Here is a 1,276-nt window from a genome sequence, read left to right as displayed (position 1 = left end):
GAGCGGCTCCACCGCCGAGATCGCCGCCACCGTCGGCCTGCGGGTGTGGGGCAGGATGCCCACCGACCCCCGGAGCGCGGCCTTCCTCCGGGGAGAGGCGGGGCTGCGCCGTCCCGAACGCCGTCCGCTCCTGCGGGCGGCGGCGTCCCTGTCCCGCGCGCTGGTGCGGGAGGCGGCCACGCCGCCGGTGCGGATGGAGGTGCCCCGGTGAGCCAGATCGACGCCACCTTCGACGACGACCCCAACGAGTTCCTCGACCCCGGCCGCGTGGCCCGCGAGGACGCGTGGGTCGAGTGGGCGGCCACCGAGGCCACCCGCCGGATCAGCGAGCTGCTGCGCGAGAACGGCGAGTACGGCCCCGCCGAGTACCGCCGTGAGGCCGAGCGCGTCATCGCCCGGATCCTCGACGAGGCGGCCAGCGAGGCGCTCGCAGCGGGCCGGCCCGTCCTGGCCCCCGCCACCGAGGCCGTGATCGCCCGCCGCGCCCTCGCCCAGGTGAGCGGACTCGGACCGCTCCAGTCGCTCCTGGACGACCCGGAGATCGAGAACATCAACATCACCGGTTCCCGGGTGTGGATCCGCTACGCCGACGGCCGCCGCGAACAGCGCCCGCCCCTGTTCGAGGACCCCGAGGAACTGGTCGCCCTGATCCGGCGCATCGCCGCCGATTCCGCCAACGGTGAGCGGCGCTTCGACCCGGGCGCGCCGATCCTGGACATGACGATGCCCGGCGGAGAGCGGCTCAACGCCGTCATGGAGGTCGCCCGCGACCCCGCCGTCTCCATCCGCCGCCACCGCCACAGCCGCACCTCCCTGGAACGCCTGCGCGGCCTGGGCACGCTCGACCCCGTCCTGGTCAAGCTCCTCAGGGCCGCGGTCCTGTCCCGACGCAACACGGTCATCACCGGCGGCACCGGCGCGGGCAAGACCACCCTGCTGCGCGCCCTGGCCGCCGAGATCCCGCCCACCGAACGGCTCGTCACCATCGAGGACGTCTTCGAACTCGGGCTCGACCGCGACGTCGACGCCCACCCGGACTGCGTCGCCCTCCAGGCCCGGCCCGCCAACGTCGAGGGCGTCGGCGAGATCACCATCGCCGACCTGGTCCGCGCCGCCCTGCGCATGTCACCCGACCGGGTGATCGTCGGGGAGACCCGGGGCCAGGAGACCGTGCCCCTGCTCAACGCGATGAGCCAGGGCAACGACGGCAGTCTGACCACCCTGCACGCCGCGAACTCCGCGGGCGCCTTCACCAAACTGGGCGCCTACGCCTCCC

General features: G+C 74.5%; 1 protein-coding gene and 1 pseudogene. Both read left to right on the top strand.

The window, feature by feature from the left end; all coding sequences use genetic code 11:
• Window positions 1-211 (top strand): annotated as a pseudogene (locus D471_RS40170) (hypothetical protein); the annotation flags it as partial.
• Window positions 208-1,276 (top strand): CpaF family protein (locus tag D471_RS34235; protein WP_017599005.1); only part of this gene is annotated, 1,069 nt, incomplete at its 3' end. The pseudogene D471_RS40170 and the gene D471_RS34235, both read left to right, overlap by 4 nt.

Source organism: Nocardiopsis lucentensis DSM 44048 (assembly GCF_000341125.1).
GTDB classification, from domain to species: Bacteria; Actinomycetota; Actinomycetes; order Streptosporangiales; family Streptosporangiaceae; genus Nocardiopsis; species Nocardiopsis lucentensis.
Note: the sequence above shows the minus strand (reverse complement) of the source record. Positions and strands in the feature narration are given on the sequence as shown.